The sequence below is a fragment of the Streptomyces sp. NBC_00582 genome (assembly GCF_036345155.1).
Lineage (GTDB): Bacteria > Actinomycetota > Actinomycetes > Streptomycetales > Streptomycetaceae > Streptomyces.
The window spans coordinates 8,525,587-8,547,421 of record NZ_CP107772.1; the positions used below are offsets into that span (position 1 = coordinate 8,525,587).

Below are 21,835 nucleotides of genomic sequence, written 5' to 3' on the forward strand. Positions count from 1 at the left end.
ACGCCCGTCAGGCGCCCCGGCGCCGGAACCAGCCCCGCTTCGGCGGCTGGGGCGGCGTCTGCGGGACCGGCTGCGGAGGCACCGGCCCGCCGAACGGTGGCAGCGCCTTGAAGCCGTCGTCGAGCGTCACCGTCGGCGCGATCCGCCGCAGTGTCGCCCGCACCAGGGTGAGCGGATGGTCGGGGAAACGCGCGTCCCACTCCTCGTCGTCCGCCACATGGGACGGCAGGCCGCCGAGCTCGCCGTCCCCGTAGGGGTGCGCCCGGAAATAGGCGTCCGGGCCCACCTCGGCCATGATCACCGCCTCCCGCAGCCCGGTGGTCCCCCCTTCGGCGGCCTGCACCTTCACCACGGTGCTGCACGTCGCCCTGGGGACGGTGAGGCTGCCGATGAAAGCCTGCCCGGACCGGGCGCCCAGCGGGACCTTCACCAGCTGGCGCACGGCCGGCAAGCCGTCCACCGTACCGGGCGCCGCCTCGACCAGGCCGCCCCCCACCCCCGCCGCGACCTGCGCCAGTCCCGCCCGGAGGCGCTCGAGTTCGTGCAGAGGGGCCGGCAGGTCGGGAACCACCGGGAAGAAGTGGACCGACAGGGCCACCCCCGAGCTCTCCTCCCACGCCCCCGGCTCGTACTCGGTGAAGCCGGTGAGGTCGAGGCCGGTTATCGGTGTCATGGCGATCACTGTCTGTCCCCCTTCTGGTCGGGGTCCTTCCGCCGAACCGGCGGACCCGTGATCGGCGGACGCCGATTCCGGCACCGGTGGTTCCACTCCCGATTGGATTGCATAAAAGTGCAGCGAAACGTATAGTCATGCCGTCCAGGAGGAGGAGTCCATGGTGGTACGTGCGGCGGTGGCCGGAGCGAGCGGATACGCGGGCGGCGAAGTGCTGCGCCTGCTTCTCGCGCACCCCGAGGTCGAGATCGGCGCCCTGACCGGCAATTCCAACGCGGGCCAGAGGCTCGGCGCCCTTCAGCCGCATCTGCTGCCGCTGGCCGACCGCGTCCTGCGGGAGACCACCGCCGAGGTCCTCGCCGGACACGACGTCGTCTTCCTCGCCCTCCCGCACGGCCAGTCCGCCGCCGTCGCCGAACAGCTCGGCCCGGACGTCCTCGTCGTCGACATGGGCGCCGACTTCCGGCTCCGGGACGCGGCCGACTGGGAGCGGTTCTACGGCTCCCCGCACGCCGGCACCTGGCCCTACGGCCTCCCCGAACTACCGGGCGGCCGCGCCGCGCTGGAGGGGTCCAAGCGCATCGCGGTCCCCGGTTGCTACCCCACGGCCGTCTCGCTCGCGCTGTTCCCGGCGTACGCCGCCGGGCTCGCCGAGAACGAGGCCGTGATCGTCGCCGCCTCCGGAACCTCCGGCGCGGGCAAGGCGCTCAAGCCGCATCTGCTGGGCTCCGAGGTCATGGGCTCCATGTCGCCGTACGGCGTCGGCGGCGGCCACCGGCACACGCCCGAGATCGTCCAGAACCTCAGCGCGGCGGCGGGGGAGCGGGTCTCCGTCTCCTTCACGCCCACCCTCGCGCCGATGCCCCGCGGCATCCTCGCCACGTGCAGCGCCAAGGCCAGGCCCGGTGTCACCGCCGACTCCGTCCGCGCCGCGTACGACAAGGCCCTCGCCGACGAGCCCTTCGTGCATCTGCTGCCGGAGGGGCAGTGGCCCGCCACCGCGTCCGTGAACGGTTCCAACGCCGTTCACATCCAGGTCGCGTACGACGAGGCGACGGGCCGCATCATCGCGATCAGCGCCATCGACAACCTCACCAAGGGCACGGCCGGTGGTGCCGTCCAGAGCATGAACATCGCCCTCGGGTTCCACGAGAACACAGGGCTCTCGACGATCGGAGTCGCACCGTGAGTGTCACGGCAGCCAAGGGATTCACGGCGGCCGGCATCGCCGCCGGGATCAAGGAGAACGGCAACCCGGACCTGGCCCTCGTGGTCAACACCGGGCCGCGCCGCGCCGCCGCGGGCGTCTTCACCTCCAACCGTGTGAAGGCCGCGCCGGTCCTGTGGTCCGAGCAGGTGCTCAAGAGCGGTGAGCTCTCCGCCGTCGTCCTCAACTCCGGCGGCGCCAACGCCTGTACGGGCCCGAAGGGCTTCCAGGACACCCACGCCACCGCCGAGAAGGCCGCGGACGTGCTGGGCGTCGGCGCGGGCGAGGTCGCCGTCTGCTCCACCGGGCTCATCGGCGTCCTGCTCCCCATGGACAAGCTGCTCCCGGGCGTCGAGTCGGCCGCGGCCCAGCTCTCCGAGCACGGCGGCGAGAAGGCCGCCATCGCCATCAAGACCACCGACACCGTCCACAAGACCTCCGTGGCCCAGGGCGAGGGATGGACCGTCGGCGGCATGGCCAAGGGCGCCGGCATGCTCGCCCCCGGCCTCGCCACCATGCTGGTCGTCCTCACCACCGACGCCGACGTCGACAGCGGGACCCTGGACAGGGCGCTGCGCGCCGCCACCAAGGTCACCTTCGACCGCGTCGACTCCGACGGCTGCATGTCCACCAACGACACCGTGCTGCTGCTCGCCTCCGGCGCCTCCGACGTCACCCCGGAGTACGAGGAGTTCGCCGCCGCCGTACGGTCCGTCTGCGACGACCTCGGCCAGCAGCTCATCCGGGACGCCGAGGGCGCCAGCAAGGACATCAGGATCGAGGTGGTCAACGCGGCCTCCGAGGACGACGCCGTCGAGGTGGGCCGCTCCATCGCCCGCAACAACCTCCTCAAGTGCGCCATCCACGGCGAGGACCCCAACTGGGGCCGCGTCCTCTCCGCGATCGGCACCACCCGGGCCGCCTTCGAGGCGGATCGGCTCAACGTCGCCATCAACGGCGTCTGGGTCTGCAAGAACGGCGGCGTCGGAGAGGACCGCGACAAGGTCGACATGCGCTACCGCGAGGTGCACATCGTCGCCGACCTGGCCGCGGGCACCGAGACCGCCACCATCTGGACCAACGACCTGACCGCGGACTACGTCCACGAGAACAGCGCGTACTCGTCATGAGCAACCCGACGCGGAAGCACACCGCGCTCCCCAAGGCCCAGATCCTCATCGAGGCCCTGCCCTGGCTGACCCGGCACAACGGCAAGACGATCGTCATCAAGTTCGGCGGCAACGCCATGGTGAACGAGGAGCTGAAGTCCGCCTTCGCCCAGGACGTCGTCTTCCTGCGCCACGCCGGACTCAACGTCGTCGTCGTGCACGGCGGCGGCCCGCAGATCAGCGCCGCCCTCGACAAGCACGGCATCGTCAGCGAGTTCAAGGCGGGTCTGCGCGTCACCACCGAGGACGCCATGGACGTCGTACGGATGGTGCTCGCCGGACAGGTCCAGCGCGAGCTCGTCGGACTGCTCAACCAGCACGGGCCGCTCGCCGTCGGTCTGACCGGCGAGGACGCGCACACCCTCAGCGCCACCAAGCACCAGCCCGAGATCGACGGCGAGTTGGTCGACATCGGGCGGGTGGGCGAGATCACCGCGATCGACACGGGCGCGATCGAGGCACTGCTCGCCGACGGCCGTATCCCGGTCGTCTCCTCCATCGCCCGCTCCGAGGACGACGGACATGTCTACAACGTCAATGCTGATACGGCGGCTGCGGCACTCGCTGCGGCACTGGACGCCGAAACCCTGGTGGTCCTCACCGACGTCGAGGGCCTCTACGAGAACTGGCCCGAGTCCGACGAGGTGATCAGCCGCCTGACCGCCTCCCAGCTGGAGAAGCTGCTGCCGGACCTCAGCGCCGGCATGGTCCCGAAGATGGAGGGCTGTCTGCACGCCGTCCGCAACGGTGTGCCGACAGCCCGGGTCATCGACGGGCGGGTCCAGCACTCGATCCTGCTGGAGATCTTCACCGACGAAGGAATCGGCACGATGGTCGTGCCCGACGAGCAGCAGGGGGAGTCCGCGTGAGCAACCAGGAACTGACCACCCGGTGGCAGGGCGCGCTCATGAACAACTACGGCACCCCGCGGCTGCCGTTGGTGCGCGGCGAGGGCGCCCGGCTGTGGGACGCCGACGGCAACGAGTACGTCGACTTCGTCGGCGGCATCGCGGTCAACGCGCTCGGCCACGCCCACCCGGCGGTCGTCGAGGCGGTCAGCCGGCAGATCGCCTCCCTCGGCCATGTGTCGAACCTGTTCATCGCCGAACCGCCCGTCGCCCTCGCCGAACGGCTCCTGCACCACTTCGGCCGGGACGGCAAGGTGTTCTTCTGCAACTCCGGCGCCGAGGCCAACGAGGGCGCCTTCAAGATCGGCCGGCTCACCGGGCGGCCCCGGATGGTCGCCACTACCGGCGGCTTCCACGGCCGCACCATGGGCGCCCTCGCGCTCACCGGCCAGCCCGGCAAGCAGGAGCCGTTCCTGCCGCTGCCCGGTGACGTCACCCATGTCCCCTACGGCGACGCGCAGGCGCTGGCCGCCGCGGTCACCGAGGACACGGCACTCGTCATCATCGAACCCGTCCAGGGCGAGAACGGCGTGGTCGTGCCCCCGGCCGGCTATCTGAAGGCGGCGCGGGCGATCACCGCCGCCACGGGCTCGCTCCTGGTCCTGGACGAGGTGCAGACCGGCATCGGCCGGACCGGGCAGTGGTTCGAGTACCAGGCCCACGAGGGTGTCCTGCCGGACGTCGTGACCCTCGCCAAGGGCCTCGGCGGCGGGCTGCCGCTCGGCGCGACCGTCGCCTTCGGACGGACCGCGGAGCTGCTCCAGCCCGGCCACCACGGGACGACCTTCGGCGGCAACCCCGTCGCCTGCGCGGCCGGGCTCGCCGTTGTCGACACGATCGAGAACGAGGGGTTGCTGGAGAACGTCAAGCGGCAGAGCGAGAAGCTGCGCGGCGGAATCGAGTCTCTCGGCCATCCGTTGATCGATTATGTCCGGGGCGCGGGTCTGCTCCTGGGTATCGTGCTCTCCGAGCCGCTCGCGCCCCAGGTGCAGCAGGCGGCTCAGGAGGCCGGATTCCTCGTGAACGCGCCCGCCCCCGACGTCGTCCGGCTGATGCCGCCGCTGAACCTCGGCGACGACGCGGTGGAGGCGTTCCTCGGGGCGCTGCCCGGCATCCTCGACACAGCCAGCGGGGACGGATCCGGAGAATGAGACGACGATGAGCCAGGCGCAGGACCACGAGCAGGCCGGGGCCAACGGGCCCGCCGTGCCGCAGACCCGCACCGCCCGCCACCGCCGGATCGTGGACATCCTCAACCGGCAACCCGTGCGCTCGCAGAGCCAGTTGGCGAAACTGCTCGCCGACGACGGGCTGAGCGTGACGCAGGCGACGCTGTCGCGGGACCTGGACGAGCTGAACGCGGTGAAGATCCGCAACACCGACGGCGACCTGATCTACGCGGTGCCCAGTGAGGGGGGTTTCCGGACCCCTCGGGCGCCGTTGGGGGAGTCGGCGAAGGAGGAGCGGATGCGGCGGCTGTCCCAGGAGCTGCTGATCTCCGCGGAGGCCTCCGCGAATCTCGTGGTCCTTCGCACCCCGCCGGGTGCGGCCCAGTTCCTCGCCTCGGCGATCGACCAGGCCGAGCTGCACGACATCCTGGGGACGATCGCCGGCGACGACACGCTGCTGCTCATCAGCCGGGAGCCGACGGGTGGGCAGGCGCTCGCGGATCACCTTCTGCGGTTGGCTCAGAACGGCCACTGAGGGGGCTGGCTGCGGGGGTTCGCCGACTGCGGTGCGTGGGGGCTGATCGCGCGGTTCCCGGCGTGCCCAAAACCCCGTCGGCGCCGGGCCGCGTGACCCACCCCCGGCTCAGCCCAGACGCCGGGCCAGGCCTCCCGTGCAGCGCACCTCGTCGCCCGCCGTGATCAGCAGCGCCTCCACGTCCGGCAGGGACTCCAGCCACGCCAGCGCCTCCCGCGAACCCATCGCGAAAGCCGCCGTGGCCCAGCAGTCCGCCCAGGTCAGGCGGGGGGCGACCACCGTCACGGCGACCAGATCGGTCACCGCCGATCGGGCCGTCCGCGGGTCGACGATGTGCGCGCCCCGCTCCGCCGTGCCCGACGTCGCCACCGCCAGCTCGTCCGCTCCCGCCGCCGACACGACCGCCGCGAGTCCGCCCGGCCGCAGGGGGTCGGACACCCCCACCCGCCACGGCCGCTCCGGCCCGGGCACGCCCAGCAACTGCACGTCCCCGCCGCCGTTGACGCTGACCCCGCTCACCCCCGCCACCCGGGAGATCAGCCGCGCCGCCCGCTCGGTGGCCCAGCCCTTGACGATCCCGGTCGGGTCGAGCCGGCCCTCGTAGCGCATGCTGAACCAGCCGTCGCTCACCCGCTCCGCCTCGGCGCCGAGGTCCAGCACCTCGGCCACCTCGGGATCGCACTCCCCGACGCTCAGCTCACCGCGCGCCATCCGGGAGACCTGGCTGTCCTCGCGGTACGTGCTGAACACCTCGTTCACCCGGTGCAGGGAGGCCACCGCCTCGTCCAGCGCCGCACGCACCGCCCGGGGTTCCCCGCCGCGGACGTCGAAGGAGAAGACCGTCCCCATGACCTCCTCCGCGTGACGTACCGCGGCGGGAGCTGCTGCCGACTCGGCCACGGTGTCAGTCACCGGCCTGGTCCAGCGCCGACTGCAGGGACTGCTTGTAGCCCTCGCTGGTGTAGGTGGCCCCGGAGACGGTGTCGATGTCGGCGCTGGACTTCGCGACCGCCGCCTGGTTGAGCTTGGGGACGGAGAGTTCGGTCTTCTGGGTGCTGGTGCCGCCGGAGGGGGCCTGGACCGCCTCCGCCTTGGTGATCTTGCCGCCCGCGACCGTGATCCGCACCTGTACCGGGCCGTACTGCGTCTGCGCCACCTTGCCGGTGAAGGTGCCGGAGGCCTGAGCCGCACCCGAACCGGAGCCGGAGCCGGAGCCCGAACCCGATCCCGATCCCGAGCCGGAGGCCGACGACGAACCCGCGCTCGCCTTCGCCGCCTTGTCCAGCGCCGACTGCAGCGACTTCTTGTAGCCCTCACTGGTGTAGGTCGCGCCCGACACCGTGTCGATGTCCGCGCTGCCGGCCGCCACGGCCGCCTGGTTCAGCTTCGGGACGGACAGTTCCGTCTTCTGCGTGCTGGTCCCGCCGGACGGCGCCTTGACGGCGTCCGCCTTGGTGATCTTGCCGTCGGCGAGCGTGATCCGCACCTGGACGTCGCCGTACTGCGTCGTCGTCACGTCCCCGGTGAAGGTCCCGGAGGCCTGCACGGCGCCCGAGCCGGAGCCCGAGCCGGAGCCCTGGGAGGAGCCCGCGCTCGCGTTCGCCTTGTCGATCGCCGACTGGAGGGACTTCTTGTAGCCCTCGCTGGTGTAGGTCGCGCCCGAGACGGTGTCGATCTGCACGCTCTGCTTGGCGACGACGTCCGCGTTCAGCTTGGGGATCGCCAGCTCGGACTTCTGGGTGCTGGTGCCGCCCGACGGCGCCTTGACGGCCTCCGCCTTGGTGATCTTGTTGTTGACGACCGTGATGCGGACCTGGACGTCGCCGTACTGCGTCTTGACCGCGTCACCGGTCATCGTGCCCGACACGGGCGCCCCGGCCCCGCCCTGGGCCGCTTCCTGCGCCGCCGTTCCGCCGGCGCCCGCCGCCTGGGTGGACGTCGGGTCCGTCGCCGGCTTCAGCGACAGCAGCAGCACGATCCCGGACACGGTGGCGGCACTGGCCAGCACGACCCGCCGAAGAGGGTGGCTCTTCCTCATCTCTTCCTGAGCTCCTGATTCCTGTTGAAGGCCACGTCACGGGCCGGGAGTGGTGCCGGTCACATCTCGAACGACTCGTGATGGATACGGCGGGCCGGAACGCCGGCGCCGCGCAGTGCCTCGTACACGCCCTGGGCGAAGCCGTTCGGTCCGCACATGAACACGTCGTGGTCGTCGATGTCGGGGATCTTGCGCTGGAGGGACTCCGCCGAGATGTCGGGTCGCTCTCCGTCCGGGCTGTTGACCGCGTACATCAGCCGCGCCCCGCGCTCGTCGGCGATCTTCGCCAGCTCGTCCCACAGGGCCAGGTCCTGGGTGCTGTTGGCGCGGTAGAGGAGCGTGATGTCACCGGGCGCGCCCGGCAGCGTCTCGAACAGCGTCCGCATCGGGGTGATGCCCACACCGCCGGCGACCAGCAGCACCTTGCCGCGGCTGCGCCGGGAGGCGGTCATCGCGCCGTACGGGCCCTCGGCCCACACCTTCGTGCCCGGCCGCAGCTCGCGCAGCGCCGCGGTGTGGTCGCCGATCGCCTTGACCGTGATCCGCAGCAGCTCGGGACGCGGGTTCGCCGACAGCGAGTACGGGTGGGAGCTGAACCGCATTCCCGGGGCGAGGAACCGCCAGCGGAAGAACTGGCCCGCCTCCGCGCCGATCCGGTGCAGCTTGCGGCCGCCGATCAGGACGGACACGATGCCGGGCGTCTCCTCGATGACCGCCTCGACGTACATGCGGTGACGCAGGTTCAGCCGGATCGGGGTGAGGATGCGGTACCAGACGACCAGCGCGGTGACCGAGCCGTACAGCCCGTACCAGACCGTCTTGGCGGCGGGCTCGATCGCGAACTCGTTGCCGGTGGTGATCTGGTGCCAGAAGGTCAGGAACACCGCCGCGTACGTCATCAGATGGATGTGGTACCAGGTGTCGTACGGCATCTTCCGGCGGACCGGACCGATCGACACCAGGCCGATGACCAGCAGCAGACCGGTGCCGATCGCCGCCTTGCCCATGTCGGGGAGCTGGTTGATGGAGTCGATCGTCTGCTGGACGATGTCACCGAGCGACTTGCCGGCCTGCAGCGCGTACCCCCACATGATGAGGAACACGTGCGCGAAGGTGAGGCACAGGGTGTACCGGCCGCTCATCGCGTGCCAGCGCGCCACCCGGTCCGAGCCGACCCGGCGCTCCAGCGCGGGCACCCGCGCCATCTGCAGGACGACCAGGGCCATCAGATAGCCGGCGAGCAGACCGGTGATCCGGCCCGCGTTGAGGATCTTGCTGTTGTCGTCCGCGATGTTCGGCGTGTTCTCCCACCACAGCCACAGCACGCCCGCCGCGCCCGCCCATACGGCGAGCAGCAGCGGAACGGCAGGGGATCGGCGCGGGCGGATCCGGCGCATCGTCTGGCGGCGGGCGGCACGTCCGCCTGCGATTGTGGTGGTCACGGTTCCTCCGTGGGGACTTGACCCGGGCGCCCACAGATACGTGCCTCGACCGCTTTGTGTTCAGACCCCCGCCAAGTCCAGTGCGGACTGGAGTGACTGCCGGTAACCGTCGCTCGTGTACGTCGCTCCCGAGACGGTGTCGATGTCCGCGCTCTGCGCCTGGAGGGCCTCGCTGCGCAGTTGGGGGATGGCGTAGGAGTTGATCTGCTGGTCGCGCGGATTCTCCTGGGGGTAGGTCACCGCCGTCACGTCCGTGATCTTCCCGTCCTGGACGGTGATCCGGACCTGGACGGGCCCCCAGCGGGTCTGCACCGAGTCCCCGGTGACGGTCGTGCCGCCCTTGCCCGAGCCGGCGCTCGCACTGCTCGTGGACGAGGGGGCCGGGGACGCCACGGCCACCACGGGCGTTGTGTGCGGCTTGAGCGCCAGCAGCATCACCACCCCGGAGACGGTGGCGGCGCTCGCCAGCATGATCCGGCGCAGGGGACGGTTCTTCTTCAGCGGATGCACTGACAGGACCTCACAACTCTCACAGCTCGAACGACTCGTGGTGGATCCGCCGGTCCGGCACCCCGGCGGCGCGCAGGGCCTCGTACACGTCCCGGGCGAAGCCGTGCGGGCCGCAGAGGTAGACGTCGTGCCCCGCGAGGTCGGGAACGGCCGCGCGCAGCGCGTCCGCGCCCAGGCTCGGGCGCTGCCCCGCGGGCCCGTTGAGCGCGTACAGCACCCTCGACCCGCGCCAGCGCGCCACCGCCTCCAGCTCCGCGCCCAGCGCGAGGTCCTCGGCCGACCGCGCCCGGTAGAGCACCGTCACCTCGCCGGGCAGGGTCTCGAACAGCGCCCGCAGCGGGGTGATGCCGACCCCGGCCCCGATCAGCAGCGACTTCGGCGCGGTGCGCCGGTCGGCGGTCATCGCGCCGTACGGCCCCTCGGCCCACACCCGTGTGCCGGGCCGCAGCAGCGCCACCCGAGCGCTGTGCCCGCCGAGCGCCTTGACCGTGATCCGCATCAGCTCCGGCCGGGGCGGCGCCGACAGCGAGTACGGCGTCGAGGTCCACGCCAGCCCCGCACCGAGGAACCGCCACCGGAAGAACTGCCCGGCCACCGCGCCGAGTTCGTCCAGCCGCCGCCCCCGTACGACGACGGAGTACACCTCGGGAGCCTCCCGCTGCACGGACTCCACCCGCAGCCGGTGCCGCAGGTTCAGCCGTACGGGGACCAGGACCCGGAACCACAGCACCAGCCCCGCCGCCCCGAGGTACAGCGCGTACCAGGCGGCCGTGGCCACCGGCCTGCCGTTGAGGTCGTTGCCGAGGGCGAGCTGGTGGCCGAAGGCGAGGAAGACGGCCGCGTAGGTGAGGAGGTGGACGTAGTACCAGAACTCGTACCCGGTGCGGCGCCGGACGGCGCGCGCGGAGGTGACACCGACCGCGAGGAGGATGACCGTGCCGGCGGTCGCCTTCAGCATCTCGGGGTAGTCGAGGACCACGGTCAGCGTCTCGTCGACGAGCGACCGGCGGTCCTGGGCCGCGTACCCGGCGAGGATCAGCACGATGTGCGCCACCAGCAGACAGATCGTGTACCGGCCGGCCATCGCGTGCCAGCGCGCCACCCGGTCGGAGCCGATCCGCCGCTCCAGCAGCGGCACCCGCGCCATCAGCGCGACGACCACCGCACAGGCGTACCCGCACAGCAGCCCGGCGATCCGCCCGGCCCCGGTCAGCCAGCCCGCCGCCCCGACGACCGAACCGGTGCCGGACCACCACAGGGCGAGCACGGCCGCCGCCCCCGCCCAGAGCACGGCGAGCAGCGGACCCGCGGGGGAGCGCCGGGCGGCCGACGCCACCGGGGGTGCCGCCCGCCGCTCGTACACGGTGGTCATGAGGACGTCCTTTCGCCGTTCGGTGGAGCCCACTGTGCGCGGCGAACCTCTCAGACCGCTCTGAGCGGCCGCCCCGCACGGCGGACTCAGAGGAAACTCAGAGCATCCGCAGAACCCGTTCCGCCAGGCCGGGGGCGATCCTGGAAGCAGCCATGAACACCACACGCTCCGGCCGCCCCGCCCTCACCCGCCCCGACGGCACCCCGCTGCGCGTCCTCGTCGTCGACGACGACCCCGATCTCGCCGAGGTGCTCTCCGGCGCGCTGCGCTACGAGGGCTGGCTGGTCCGCTCCGCGGGCGACGGCGCCTCGGCCCTCGCGGCGGCCCGCGAGCTGCTGCCCGACGCGGTCGTCCTGGACGTGATGCTCCCCGACACCGACGGCTTCGCCGTGCTGCGCTCCCTGCACACCGTGAAACCGGACGTCTGCGTCCTCTTCCTCACCGCGCGGGACGCCGTGGAGGACCGGATCGCCGGCATCACGGCGGGCGGCGACGACTACGTCACCAAGCCCTTCAGCCTGGAGGAGGTCGTCGCCCGGCTGCGCGGACTGCTGCGCCGCGCCGGCATGGCCCGCCAGCAGGAGGAGGGCCCGCGGCTGATCGTGGGCGACCTCGTCATGGACGAGGAGGCCCGTGAGGTGACCCGCGCGGGCGAGCTGATCGAGCTCTCCCCGACCGAGTTCGAACTCCTCCGCTTCCTGATGCGCAACCCGCGCCGGGTGCTCAGCAAGACCCAGATCCTCGACCGGGTGTGGTCCTACGACTTCGGAGGCCGCGCCCATGTCGTGGAGCTGTACATCTCCTACCTGCGCAAGAAGGTCGACGCCGGCCGGGATCCCATGATCCACACCGTGCGCGGGGCCGGATACGTGCTGAAGCCGGCGGTGTCATGAGGCGCCTGCTGCCCCGCACCCTGCGCGCCCGCCTCACCGCGGGCCTGGTGGTCCTGCTGGCACTCGGCTGCGCGGCGGTCGGCGTGGCCGCGGTCGTGGGCCTGAACGGCTTCCTCACCGGCCGCCTCGACGAACAGCTCAGCGAGGTCGGCAACCGTTTCCCGGCCAGCCTGGAACACGGCGGCCTGCTGCCCGACGACCACGACGACCGGGACGGCGACGAGCACGGCGACACCCGCCGCCAGTCGGCCGGCACCCTGGGCGCCCGGCTCCTGGACGGAAAGGTGACCAACGCGGCCGTGGTCCCCTCCTCCGGCGCCGACACGACGGACCTGACCGTCGACCTGACCGCCGAGGACCGGCACACCCTCGCCGCGGTCCCCGTCGACGGACGGGCCCACACCCTCCATCTCTCCGCCCTCGACGAGTACCGGGTGCGGGCGACCCAGGGCCTGGACGGGGACGTACTGATCACCGGTCTCCCGCTGGAGCCGGTGGAGTCGACGGTCCACCGCCTCGAACTGGTCGCGGGGATCGTCTTCGGCGTGACCCTGGCCCTCGCCGGCGTCGCCGGGGCCCTCTGGGTGCGCTGGTCGCTCCGCCCGCTGAGCCGGGTCGCGGCGACGGCCACGCGCGTGAGCGAACTGCCGCTGGCCTCGGGCGAGGTGGCCCTGCCCCCACGGGCCCCCGAGCCGGACCCCCGCAACGAGGTCGGCCAGATGGCCGAGGCCTTCAACCGCATGCTGGGCCATGTCGAGGACGCCCTCACCAAACGCCACGCCAGCGAGGAGCGTCTGCGCAGCTTCGCCGCCGACGCCAGCCACGAACTGCGCACCCCGGTCGCCTCGGTCCGCGGCCACGCCGAACTGGCCCTGCTCCACCCCGGCCCGGTCCCCCCGGAGGTGACCCGGGCCCTGGAACGCATCGCGGCGGAGTCCTCCCGCATGGGCGAGATGGTCGACGACCTGCTCCTGCTGGCCCGGCTGGACGCCGGCCGCCCACTGGAACGCCGGCCCGTGGACCTCACCCGGCTGGTCCTCGACGCGGTGAGCGACGCCAGGGCGGCGGGCCCCGGCCACCGCTGGACCCTCGACCTCCCCGAGGACCCCGTCACCGTCACCGGCGACGAACACCGCCTCCACCAGGTCCTCGCCAACCTCCTGGCCAACGCCCGTCTGCACACCCCCGAGGGCACCCAGGTCACCGTCACCCTGGAGACGGGGACGGCGGTGGCCCGCCTCCACGTGCACGACAACGGCCCGGGCATCCCCGAGGACCTCCGGCCGAGGATCTTCGACCGCTTCACCCGAGCCGACCACCGCCGCACGAAGACGGGCACGGGCCTCGGCCTGTCGATCGTGTCAGCGGTGGTGGAGGCCCACGGGGGACGGGTGACCCTGACCAGCCGCTCCGGCGCAACGACGTTCACGGTCGAACTGAGGGCGACTGGTCCCGCCTAGGGGCGCGGGGCCGTATCGATGTGCGGCTCCGCCGCGTGGGCGCGACCAGCCACGACGCACCCGCACCCGACGACGGACCCACTCAACCCAGCGGATTGAGCAACTCCGCCTTCCCCTCGAACGCGTACAACAACAGGTCCGTCATCTGGAAAACACCCGCGTCGCGCCGCGCGTCCACCGGACTCAGGAACGGCCGCCAGAACGGATCCCGCACGATCGAGTACCGGCTCCCCTCCATCGCCCGATGGAACGTCTCGGCCACGATCCGCCCTCCGACCCCGGTCAGCCGTCCACCCCCGTTCACCTCGGCCTCCCGCAGGACGTAGAACCACAGCGGGCAGTCGGCGACCAGCCGCTTGCGCAGCGCCTCACTCAGCTGCGCCCCGTCCCGGTTCTCGAAGTCGGACGCGCTCAGCGGCTTGACCCCCACGCCTTGGGCCATGAGGTGCTTGGCCATCTGCTGCCCCGAGGCGAGCCGCAGCATGGTGCTCCGGGTGAGGTTGCGGAAGGCGAGGTTGCGCTCGATGTCGTCGGGAGTGGTCCCGCGTCCGCCGAAGGAGCCGAGCGGCAGCTCGGCCAGGGGATTGACCAGGAGCGTGTCGACGCGCTTGGCGATGTTGGCCTGCGCGTCGGTCACCCCGAGATCGCCGCGCCCGGCCTCCCGGAAGTCGAACAGCCTGCGCAGATCGGCGATCCAGTTGCTGGGCAGCCGCTCGAAGGCGCCGGCCTCCGGGTCGTCCGGGCTGTCCGGCGGCGGCGAGAGGATGCCGCTGGTGCCGGTGAACTGGAAGAGCAGCGCCAGGGTGCCCCGGCCGTTGTCGAAGACGCGGTTCCAGTTGTAGGCGCCGCGCACCATGCTGTGGCCGAGCCGGTACGCGGCCACCGAGAACTCGATCGGCATGGTCGGGAGGTCGTGTTCGCCCGGCGAGGGGTCGACCACCTTGCGGCCCTTGGTGAAGACCTCCTTGACGATCGTCTCGTCGACGATCCTGGGCAGGAAGTCGGTGCGCAGCATCCACTGGTAGTGCTTGACGACGGCCTCGCGGGCCGACTCGAACAGGACCGCGCTGGAGACGCCCTTGTCGGCGAGCTCGGTGGCCAGCCGGTTGTGGAACCGGATGAAGGCGCAGTGGATCTGGGCGACCGCGAGGTTCTCGTCGTTGCGCGGGTCGGGGATGAGCGGCCGCCGGCGCTCGGACTTCAGCGAGCCGACGCCCACCCGGGGCAGGTCGAAGCCGGCGAGCGGCTGCCCGGTGATGTCGGTGGCGCCGGGGATGCCCTGGGTGGTGCCCGTCCTGAGACGGATGCCGTCGGTGTCGTAGAAGCGGCCGTCGAAACGGTGGTCCGGACCGAGGCCGTACAGCGAGTCGAGGTCGAGCGCGGGCGAGCGGCCCTGGAGGAGTTGGCGGACGGTGATGTCGTCCTCGAGCTGGGCCGCCGTGGCGTCCAGGGTGAGGTCGTGGTCCACGAACTGGCCCAGGTAGGTGAAGCCGGCGGGCACCCTGGGGTTGGCCGAGTCGGGCTGGGTCCGCGTGCTGTCGGTCATCGCCTGGGCGAGTTCCGTGCGGGCGGCCCGGTCGAGCTGCCGTTCCGGCTTGGCCTGGGGGCCCAGCCGGGAGAACCGGAACCTGCGGAGGGCCTCGACGGTGGAGGCGGTGAGCGGCTCGGCGGGCCGCTCACCGCGGGAGTCGGCGAGGACGCCCTCGCCGACGACGTAGTACGAGGACCTGACGTGACGTTTGCTCTGTGGTTCGCGTGCGGGTCGGAACATGATTCCCCCATGTGTTCCCGAGGTCGCGCATGTGGATGGAGGCCACGCTAGGCGACAAGAGCCCCGGAAGGGGAAATTCCGTCACATCGTCTGATGATTGATTATTTCTCTACAATCAGTCACATCACGTAAACCAGACAGAAGTCGACGTCCCGGCATGCGCTCAGGGCGTCGGCGGCAAGGGCAGCGGCAGCCCCGGAAGACCGTCGATGCTGCTCGCGATGTGCTCCTTCTTGCCGAAGTAGGCGTCCAGGGAGGCGTCGTCCTCCCGGGCGAACCGCTTCCCGTGCAGATCGCGGTCGTCCTCGTACGACATGAAGGGCACCGCGTATCCGCAGGTGTCCCGGACCAGCTCGGCGTGGACGACGATGATCGCCCGCAGTCCGTGCGGCGTCGGGTCGATCCCGGGGAAGCGGGCCAGGAGTTCGCTGAAGCGGGGGTCGTCCCGGAAGACCGGCTCGCCCCGCCCGTGCACCCGCACGATGTTCGGCGGCCCCTGGAACGCGCACCACATCAGGGTGATCCGCCCGTTCTCCCGCAGATGGGCGATGGTCTCGGCGTTGGAGCCGGCGAAGTCGAGGTAGGCCACGGTGAGTTCGTCCAGCACCGCGAACGAGCCCTTGAGGCCCTTGGGGGAGAGGTTGACCGTGCCGTCGCCGGACAGCGGCGCGGTCGCGGTGAAGAAGAGCGGCTGCTCCTCGATGAAGGTGCGGAGCCTGCCGTCGATGCGCTCGTAAGTCTTTCCCATGTCTAACGATTATTCGGGAACGGGTTTCCCGTGTACATGCCGCAGTGGCCGCCCCGGCCGGCGCTTCCTCGGGGCGGCCACCACGCCTGTCACGTCACTTGTTCAACGTGCAGGCGGCCAGGGAGTCCAGGCCGGTGGGCTTGGCGGCGGTGCGGCCGATGGAGATGGCGATACGGTCGATCGTCGACGAGCGCTTGTCCTTCAGCGGGCCGAGGATCGCGTTCTGCACGAAGTTGGGGCCGCCCTGGCCGACCGTGTTCTTCAGGCGGGTGTTCGCCTCCTGGATCTGGGTCTGCAGCAGCGCGAGGTTGCGGTCGACCTCGGCCTTCGCGGTGGCGGGGATCGCCGGCAGCTTCGAGGCGACGTCCGGGCAGGTGATCGTGCCGACCGCGCCCGCGTTGCCCGCGTTGCCGTTGTTGCCGCCCGCGTTCGCGTTGTTGCCCGCGTTCGCGTTCGCGTTGCCGTTGCCCGCGTTCGCGTTGCCGGCGGCCGCGCCGCCGCCCGCGTTCAGGGCGCAGGGCGCGAGGGCGTCCAGGCCGGTCGGCTTGGCAGCGGTGCGGCCGATCGCCGTGGCGATGCGGTTGACGGTCGCCACGCGCTTGTCCTTGAGGGGGCCGAGGATCGCGTTCTGTACGAAGTTGGGGCCGCCCTGGCCGACCGTGTTCTGCAGGCGGGTGTTGGCTTCCTGGATCTGGGTCTGCAGCAGTGCGAGGTTGCGGTCGACCTCGGCCTTCGCGGTGGCGGGGATCGCCGGCAGCTTCGAGGCGACGTCGGGGCACACGATCGTGCCGGGACCGGCGGCCAGCGTCTGGGCGTTGGTGCTGCTGCTCTTGGACGACTCCCCGGCGAGGGCCTGGTTCACGACCACCGCACCGGTCAGGGCCAGAGCGGCGGCGCCGCCGATGATCGCCACACGACGCTTGTTGTACTTCGGAAGAGCCCTGGACATGCGGATGCCTCACTTGGGTCAGGAGTGGGTTTACTAACGCGGCGCCAGCGTTCAGCCGTGAGTACGGGTAAGCGGTTGCCGTTGTTCAAGGTGACTTCAAAAGTCTTTGGATCTTTCCAAAATTGACGAATCATGCAATGGACTGCATACTCATGCATGACCTGGAGTGCAGCGGTGAGGAGCAACGCAGTGAGCAGCAACAGCGGTGACGTCCGGCTCTGGGGCGGCCGGTTCGCCGACGGTCCCGCCGAGGCCCTGGCCAAGCTGTCCGCGTCCGTCCACTTCGACTGGCGGCTCGCGCCCTACGACATCGCCGGTTCGCGTGCCCACGCGCGCGTGCTGCACAAGGCGGGCCTGCTCACCGAGGACGAGCTGACCCGGATGATCGCGGGCCTCGACCGGCTCGAGGCCGACGTCGCCGCCGGCACCTTCGTCGGCACGATCGCCGACGAGGACGTGCACACGGCGCTGGAACGCGGTCTTCTGGAGCGCCTCGGCCCCGACCTCGGCGGCAAGCTGCGCGCCGGCCGCTCCCGCAACGACCAGGTCGCCACCCTCTTCCGGATGTACCTGCGCGACCACGCCCGGATCATCGGCGGCCTGGTCGCCGACCTCCAGGACGCCCTGATCGGCCTCGCCGAGGCCCATCCGGACGTGGCGATGCCCGGCCGGACCCACCTCCAGCACGCCCAGCCGGTCCTCTTCGCCCACCATGTCCTGGCCCACGTCCAGTCCCTCTCCCGGGACGCGGAGCGCCTGCGGCAGTGGGACGCGCGCACGGCCGTGTCGCCGTACGGCTCCGGCGCCCTCGCCGGCTCCTCCCTCGGCCTGGACCCGGAGGCGGTCGCGGCGGACCTCGGCTTCGAGCACGGCAGCGTCGGCAACTCCATCGACGGCACGGCCTCGCGTGACTTCGTCGCGGAGTTCGCCTTCATCACGGCGATGATCGGGGTGAACCTCTCCCGGATCGCGGAGGAGGTCATCATCTGGAACACGAAGGAGTTCTCCTTCGTGACCCTGCACGACGCGTTCTCCACCGGTTCGTCGATCATGCCGCAGAAGAAGAACCCGGACATCGCGGAGCTGGCGCGCGGCAAGTCCGGCCGTCTGATCGGCAACCTCACCGGTCTCCTGGCCACCCTGAAGGCCCTGCCGCTCGCCTACAACCGTGACCTCCAGGAGGACAAGGAGCCAGTCTTCGACTCCTGCGACCAGCTCGAGGTGCTGCTCCCCGCCTTCACCGGCATGATGGCCACCCTCACCGTCCACCGCGAGCGCATGGAGGAACTGGCCCCGGCCGGCTTCTCCCTCGCCACCGACATCGCCGAGTGGCTGGTCAAGCAGGGCGTCCCCTTCCGGGTCGCCCACGAGGTCGCCGGCGAGTGCGTCAAGGCGGCCGAGGCCGAGAACAAGGAACTGGACGAACTGACGGACGAGCAGTTCGCGAAGATCTCCGCCCACCTCACCCCCGAGGTCCGCACGGTCCTCAACGTCCCCGGCGCCCTGGCCTCCCGCGACGGCCGGGGCGGCACGGCCCCGAGCGCGGTGGCGATCCAGCTCGCAGAGGTGAAGGCGAACGTGGCGACCCAGCACGAGTGGGCGACGGCAAAGAAGAAGTAGAACTGCGTCGCCCCCGAGGGGCGCAGGCCCTTCGGGGGCGCGGGGCTGTATCGATGTGCGGCTCCGCCGCGTGGGCGCGACAAGCCACTACGCACCCGCACCCGCGGAACAACCGAACACACCGACCCTGAGGCGAAGGTCATCACGGGTTACGTTGGTCGAAGCCGTACCGGACCGACCGAACGGAGCCCGCGATGCCCTTCGCCCGACTGGCCACAGCGACAACCCCCACCTGCCACATCGGACTGGGCCTCGCCGCGGTCGGCCGCCCCGGCTACATCAACCTCGGCCGGGACGAGGACCTCGGAGAGAACCGCACCGTAGAAGCCCTCCGCACCCGTACCCACGACCTCCTGGACGCCGCCTACGCGCAGGGCGTCCGCTACTTCGACGCGGCCCGCTCCTACGGCCGCAGCGAGGAGTTCCTCGCGGACTGGCTGAGCACCCGCGGCGACATCGACGACGTGGTCATCGGCAGCAAATGGGGCTACACCTACACCGCCGACTGGACCACCGACGCGGAGCAGCACGAGGTCAAGGACCACAGCGTCCAGACCTACGACCGCCAGCGCGCCGAGACCGCCGAACTCCTCGGCGACCGCCTCGACCTCTACCAGATCCACTCGGTGACCCCGGACAGCCCCGCCCTCACCGACAAGGAACTCCACGCCAGGCTCGCGGAGGCCGCCGCCGGGGGCGTCACCATCGGCTTCTCCACCAGCGGCCCCGCCCAGGCGGACGCCATCCGCGCCGCCCTCGCCGTCACGGTCGACGGCGAGCCCCTCTTCCGTACGGTCCAGTCGACGTACAACGCCCTGGAGACCTCCGCCGCCCCCGCCCTCGCCGAGGCCCATGACGCCGGCCTCACGGTGATCGTCAAGGAGGGCATGGCCAACGGCCGACTGGCCGAGCCGTACGCCCCGCAGCCCCTGAAGGCCGTGGCCGCCGAGACGGACCTCGGCTGTGACGCGGTCGCCCTCGCGCTCGTCCTGCGCCGGCCGTGGGCCGGGGTCGTCCTGTCCGGCGCGGCGACCGCCACCCAGCTCGCCTCCAACCTGCACGCGGCCGTCGTGGACCTCGACGACGACCAGGTGGCCCGGCTGGCCGCCCTGGCGGAGGAGCCGCAGGCGTACTGGGCCCGGCGGGCCGCCCTGCCCTGGCACTGATCGCCGGATGAGCCCACCCTCCTGAGTCACGCACGCCCATGGTGAGACAATGATGTCTCAAATGGTCTATGCTCGTCTCATGGCCGTCGATCGTGACCACGTACTGCGCAGCGCCGCCGCCCTGCTGACCCGTAAATCCACCGCGACCATGGACGAGGTCGCCAAGGCCGCCGGGATCAGCCGCGCCACCCTGCACCGGCACTTCGCCGGCCGTGACGCGCTCGTCCGCGCCCTGGAGGCGCTCGGCATCGAGGAGTGCGAGACCGCGCTGGACGCGGCCCGCCTGGACGAGGGCCCGGCGAGCGACGCCGTGGAGCGTCTGGTGCGCGAGATCGAACCCGCGGCCGGACTCCTCGCCTTCCTCTACACCGAGAACCAGCTCTTCGAGGGCGAGGAGCAGAACCAGGGCTGGACCCGGATCGACGACCGCATCTCCGCGCTGTTCCGGCGCGGACAGCTCGCCGGCGAGTTCCGCATCGACCTCACGCCCGCCTGGCTCACCGAGGCGTTGTACGGCCTGCTGGCCTCCGGCGCCTGGCTGGTGCAGTCCGGAAAGGGCGCCCCCAGGGACTTCCGCCCCATGGTCGTGGGGCTGCTGCTCGGCGGCGCGCTACGACATCCCGCACATCCGAGAGAGGAATCATGACCAGCACCCTGCAGCCGGCGACGACGACCGAGGCGGTGAAGCGCCCGGACCGCTGGCTCGCGCTCTCCGTCCTCGTGCTCGCCGTGCTGCTGGTGGCCGTCGACGCGACCGTCCTCGGCCTCGCGACCCCGTACATCAGCGAGGATCTCCACCCCACCGGCACCCAGCTGCTGTGGATCGGCGACGTCTACTCCTTCGTCATCGCCGGTCTGCTGGTCTCCATGGGCAGCCTCGGCGACCGCGTCGGCCGCAAGCGGATCCTGCTCGGCGGCGCCACGGCCTTCGGCCTGATCTCCGTGCTGAACGCCTACGCGACGAGCCCGGAGATGATGATCGCGGCCCGCGCCCTGCTCGGTGTGGCCGGCGCGACCCTGATGCCCGCCACCCTCGCCCTGATCCGCAACCTCTTCCACGACCCCCGCGAACGCAGCCTCGCCGTCGGTGTCTGGGGCGCGACGGCCTCGGCGGGCACCGCCGTCGGCCCGATCGTGGGCGGCTTCCTCCTCGAACACTTCTGGTGGGGCTCGGTCTTCCTGATCAACCTGCCCGTGATGGTGGTCCTGGTCCTGGTCGGCCTCAAGACGCTCCCCGAGTCCAGGAACCCCGACCCCGGCCCGTGGGACCTGATGAGCGTGGCCCTGTCCCTGATCGGCATGATCGCCGTCGTGTACGCGGTGAAGGAGGCCGCGAGCCACGGCCCGACCCGCGAATCCCTCACGGCGGCCGTCCTCGGCGTCGCCGCGCTGTACGGCTTCGTACGCCGTCAGCTCACGCTGCCCCGGCCGCTGCTGGACATGCGGCTGTTCCGCAGGCGGGGCTTCAGCGGCGCGGTCCTGGCCGACATGCTGACCGTGCTCGGCATGTCCGGGCTGGTCTTCTTCCTCTCCCAGTACCTGCAGTTGGTGCAGGGCCGGCGCCCTCTCGAGGCGGCCCTCGCCGAACTCCCCGCCGCCGTGGGCGCGGTGGCGGCCGGTCTGGTCGCCGGCCGCGCGGCCCGCCGCTTCTCGGTGCGGGCGGTGGTCACCGGGGGCCTGGCCGCGATCGGCCTCGCGCTCGGCGCGCTGACCCTGATCGACGCGGGGACCGGCTACCCGGTCCTCGGCGCGGCCCTCCTCGTGGTGGGCGTCGGCGCCGGCTTCTCCTTCACGGTCACCGCCGACGTCATCCTCTCCTCGGTCCCCAGGGAACAGGCGGGAGCGGCCTCCGCGGTCTCCGAAACGGCGTACGAACTCGGCGCGGCCCTCGGCATCGCCGTACTCGGCTCGATCGTGACGGGTGTGTACCGGGGCTTCCCGTCTCCGCCGGGCACCCCGGAGGGAGCCCACGAGAGCCTGGGCGGCGCGGTCGAGGCGGCGTCGAGGATGCCCGCGGCCGACGCGCAGACCATGCTCACCTCGGCCCGAGAGGCCTTCGTCAACGGCCTGAGCGTGGCCTCGGGAGTGGGCGCGGCGATCCTGCTCGCGACAGCGGCGGCAGCCTGGTACCTACTGCGCGGGCAGCGTCTTTAGGGGCGCGGGGAACTGCGCGACGAACCCCCGCGCACCCGCACCCGCAAGACG

General features: G+C 71.5%; 20 protein-coding genes. 11 read left to right on the top strand and 9 right to left on the bottom strand.

Annotated features, from left to right (window positions below; translation table 11 throughout):
• Positions 1-7: 7 nt before the first annotated feature.
• The gene (locus tag OG852_RS38570; protein WP_133913412.1) at positions 8-673 is read right to left on the bottom strand and encodes a hypothetical protein; all 666 of its coding nucleotides are present in this window, start codon (positions 671-673) and stop codon (positions 8-10) included.
• A gap of 160 nt (positions 674-833) precedes the next feature.
• Between OG852_RS38570 and argC the strand changes: the two genes are divergently transcribed.
• The 5 genes from argC to OG852_RS38595 are packed head-to-tail and all read left to right on the top strand — an operon-like array spanning position 834 to position 5,661.
• A complete protein-coding gene (argC, locus tag OG852_RS38575; RefSeq protein ID WP_133913411.1) occupies positions 834-1,862 on the top strand; it encodes an N-acetyl-gamma-glutamyl-phosphate reductase in 1,029 nt (342 codons plus the stop codon).
• The gene (argJ, locus tag OG852_RS38580) at positions 1,859-3,010 is read left to right on the top strand and encodes a bifunctional glutamate N-acetyltransferase/amino-acid acetyltransferase ArgJ (protein ID WP_133913410.1); all 1,152 of its coding nucleotides are present in this window, start codon (positions 1,859-1,861) and stop codon (positions 3,008-3,010) included. Before argC ends, argJ begins: the two co-directional genes overlap by 4 nt.
• Complete coding sequence (argB, locus tag OG852_RS38585; RefSeq protein WP_133913409.1) at positions 3,007-3,918, top strand: acetylglutamate kinase; 912 nt, start codon at positions 3,007-3,009, stop codon at positions 3,916-3,918. The genes argJ and argB overlap by 4 nt, the downstream gene beginning before the upstream one ends.
• Positions 3,915-5,108 (top strand): acetylornithine transaminase, encoded by a 1,194-nt coding sequence (locus OG852_RS38590; RefSeq protein ID WP_330350310.1) that lies wholly within the window; start codon positions 3,915-3,917, stop codon positions 5,106-5,108. The genes argB and OG852_RS38590 overlap by 4 nt, the downstream gene beginning before the upstream one ends.
• Before the next feature lie 7 nt (positions 5,109-5,115).
• A complete protein-coding gene (locus OG852_RS38595) occupies positions 5,116-5,661 on the top strand; it encodes an arginine repressor (protein WP_133913407.1) in 546 nt (181 codons plus the stop codon).
• A 108-nt stretch (positions 5,662-5,769) separates the two neighbouring features.
• Here OG852_RS38595 and OG852_RS38600 read toward each other — a convergent pair whose 3' ends face one another.
• From OG852_RS38600 to OG852_RS38620, 5 genes are read right to left on the bottom strand one after another with little or no spacing between them, the layout of a single operon-like run.
• The gene (locus tag OG852_RS38600; protein WP_330351571.1) at positions 5,770-6,510 is read right to left on the bottom strand and encodes an FAD:protein FMN transferase; all 741 of its coding nucleotides are present in this window, start codon (positions 6,508-6,510) and stop codon (positions 5,770-5,772) included.
• A 55-nt stretch (positions 6,511-6,565) separates the two neighbouring features.
• Positions 6,566-7,699: an FMN-binding protein gene (locus OG852_RS38605; protein ID WP_330350311.1), complete on the bottom strand. Its 1,134-nt coding sequence runs from the start codon at positions 7,697-7,699 to the stop codon at positions 6,566-6,568.
• 59 nt (positions 7,700-7,758) lie between these two features.
• Positions 7,759-9,141 carry a ferredoxin reductase family protein gene (locus OG852_RS38610; RefSeq protein WP_166663569.1) on the bottom strand — a complete coding sequence of 461 codons (1,383 nt, stop codon included), beginning with the start codon at positions 9,139-9,141 and terminating at the stop codon, positions 7,759-7,761.
• A gap of 60 nt (positions 9,142-9,201) precedes the next feature.
• Positions 9,202-9,651 (bottom strand): FMN-binding protein, encoded by a 450-nt coding sequence (locus OG852_RS38615; RefSeq protein WP_330350312.1) that lies wholly within the window; start codon positions 9,649-9,651, stop codon positions 9,202-9,204.
• A gap of 19 nt (positions 9,652-9,670) precedes the next feature.
• Positions 9,671-11,023 (bottom strand): ferredoxin reductase family protein, encoded by a 1,353-nt coding sequence (locus OG852_RS38620; RefSeq protein ID WP_330350313.1) that lies wholly within the window; start codon positions 11,021-11,023, stop codon positions 9,671-9,673.
• A gap of 152 nt (positions 11,024-11,175) precedes the next feature.
• On the opposite strand from OG852_RS38620, the gene OG852_RS38625 reads away from it, so the two are divergent.
• On the top strand, positions 11,176-11,916 hold the full coding sequence (locus OG852_RS38625) for a response regulator transcription factor (RefSeq protein WP_133913404.1): 741 nt from the start codon (positions 11,176-11,178) through the stop codon (positions 11,914-11,916).
• Positions 11,913-13,376 carry a sensor histidine kinase gene (locus OG852_RS38630; RefSeq protein ID WP_330350314.1) on the top strand — a complete coding sequence of 488 codons (1,464 nt, stop codon included), beginning with the start codon at positions 11,913-11,915 and terminating at the stop codon, positions 13,374-13,376. Before OG852_RS38625 ends, OG852_RS38630 begins: the two co-directional genes overlap by 4 nt.
• 82 nt (positions 13,377-13,458) lie before the next feature.
• Here OG852_RS38630 and OG852_RS38635 read toward each other — a convergent pair whose 3' ends face one another.
• The 3 genes from OG852_RS38635 to OG852_RS38645 all read right to left on the bottom strand — a co-directional run bounded on the left by OG852_RS38635 (position 13,459) and on the right by OG852_RS38645 (position 16,844).
• Entirely contained in the window at positions 13,459-15,147 is a 1,689-nt protein-coding gene (locus OG852_RS38635; protein WP_133913402.1) for a peroxidase family protein, read from the bottom strand.
• 163 nt (positions 15,148-15,310) lie between these two features.
• Positions 15,311-15,895 (bottom strand): pyridoxamine 5'-phosphate oxidase family protein, encoded by a 585-nt coding sequence (locus tag OG852_RS38640; protein WP_133913401.1) that lies wholly within the window; start codon positions 15,893-15,895, stop codon positions 15,311-15,313.
• A 94-nt stretch (positions 15,896-15,989) separates the two neighbouring features.
• Positions 15,990-16,844 carry a hypothetical protein gene (locus tag OG852_RS38645; RefSeq protein ID WP_208117187.1) on the bottom strand — a complete coding sequence of 285 codons (855 nt, stop codon included), beginning with the start codon at positions 16,842-16,844 and terminating at the stop codon, positions 15,990-15,992.
• A 189-nt stretch (positions 16,845-17,033) separates the two neighbouring features.
• Between OG852_RS38645 and argH the strand changes: the two genes are divergently transcribed.
• The 4 genes from argH to OG852_RS38665 all read left to right on the top strand — a co-directional run bounded on the left by argH (position 17,034) and on the right by OG852_RS38665 (position 21,784).
• The gene (gene argH, locus OG852_RS38650) at positions 17,034-18,464 is read left to right on the top strand and encodes an argininosuccinate lyase (protein ID WP_133913400.1); all 1,431 of its coding nucleotides are present in this window, start codon (positions 17,034-17,036) and stop codon (positions 18,462-18,464) included.
• Between the two features lie 194 nt (positions 18,465-18,658).
• Positions 18,659-19,630: an aldo/keto reductase gene (locus OG852_RS38655; RefSeq protein WP_330350315.1), complete on the top strand. Its 972-nt coding sequence runs from the start codon at positions 18,659-18,661 to the stop codon at positions 19,628-19,630.
• Between the two features lie 79 nt (positions 19,631-19,709).
• A complete protein-coding gene (locus OG852_RS38660; protein ID WP_133913398.1) occupies positions 19,710-20,276 on the top strand; it encodes a TetR/AcrR family transcriptional regulator in 567 nt (188 codons plus the stop codon).
• Positions 20,273-21,784 carry an MFS transporter gene (locus OG852_RS38665; RefSeq protein WP_330350316.1) on the top strand — a complete coding sequence of 504 codons (1,512 nt, stop codon included), beginning with the start codon at positions 20,273-20,275 and terminating at the stop codon, positions 21,782-21,784. The genes OG852_RS38660 and OG852_RS38665 overlap by 4 nt, the downstream gene beginning before the upstream one ends.
• The last annotated feature ends 51 nt before the right edge of the window (positions 21,785-21,835 follow it).